Raw genomic sequence first — 1,355 nt, forward strand, 5'->3', positions numbered from 1 at the left:
GTGCCGGCGATGAAATACCTGAACCTGAGTATCCGGCCGGCCGGGATCCGGATCATCACCGAGCCGAAAGAGCCGTCGCACATCAAACCGCTGATGGACGCGATCGACGCCAAATACCGCGAGTATCCGGCCATGCGTCCGTTCGTCACCCGCGGCTCAATCATCACCAGCAACTCCGGCGGCACACGTAGCGTGAACCTGGATATCTCCGGCCCCGACCTGGCCTCGGTCTACAAAGTGGCCAACAAGGCCTATCAACGGGCCGGGGAGATCTTCGACTCACCGCGCCTGCGTGCCAATCCCTCGACATTGTCACTCTCGCAGCCGCTGGTTGAAATCCGTCCCAGGTGGGAGCGGGCCACCGAAGTGGGCATGACCACCCAGGAACTGGGCTATACCGTCTCCGCGCTGACCGACGGTGCGTTCGTCAGTGAGTTTTTCCTCGATGACGACAAGATCGATATGTATCTCTACAGCAAGGATGGTGTTAACGCCACGCTGGACAGCCTGGATCAAAAACAGATCTACACGCCGGTCGGCGCGATCCTGCCGTTCTCTGCTATTGCCGAGATTGTCGAGACGGTGGATACCAACAATATCCGCCGGCTCAACGGTCGACGGACCGTAACTCTGAACATTATTCCGCCGGATGATGTGGCGCTGGAGACCGGGGTACAACGGGTGCGTGACGATCTGGTGCAGCATCTTCGCGATGCGGGTGAGATACCTTCGAACATCGGTCTGGCCATCTCGGGGGCCAGCGACGAACTGGACGCGACACGCGAGGCGTTAACCGCCAACTACATTGTGGCGGTGGTGATCATTTACCTGTTGCTGGTGGCGATCTTCACCCACTGGGGTTATCCGTTATTGATCATGACCACCATCCCGCTGGGTGTCAGCGGCGGCATCTTTGGTTTGTGGCTGTTCAATTTCATCGGCAGCGGCTTCCCGTTAATCGGCCTGTCGGCACTCACCCTGCCGTTTGACATGATCGCCATGCTCGGCTTTTTGATCCTGATGGGGACAGTGGTCAACAACCCGATCCTGATCGTGCATCAGTCGATCGTCAATTTGCGCGAGGAGGGCATGGCCGCGCGTGAAGCGGTTGCCAATGCGGTGGAAACCCGTCTGCGTCCGATCGCCATGTCCACTCTCACCACCGTCTTCGGCCTGGCCCCGCTGGTCTTTTTGCCCGGCGCAGGTACCGAACTCTATCGCGGCGTCGGCGTAATCGTCATGTTCGGCCTGATGGGCACCGCGCTGGTCACTCTCACCTTCCTGCCGGCGCTGACGGTGACCGTTCTTAAATTCGTCGAACAGCGACGAATTTAAGGGGCCAGGGTCTAGGTACT

At 59.2% G+C, this 1,355-nt stretch carries 1 protein-coding gene; it reads left to right on the plus strand.

Going from position 1 to position 1,355, the window contains the following annotated elements; genetic code table 11:
• Nucleotides 1–1,335, plus strand: a 1,335-nt coding sequence (locus RI563_RS09565; protein WP_310694150.1) for an efflux RND transporter permease subunit, incomplete at its 5' end; no start/stop codon positions are given.
• Nucleotides 1,336–1,355: the final 20 nt, after the last annotated feature.

It is taken from the genome of Thiohalophilus sp. (assembly GCF_031581315.1).
Classification (GTDB): Bacteria; Pseudomonadota; Gammaproteobacteria; order UBA6429; family Thiohalophilaceae; genus Thiohalophilus.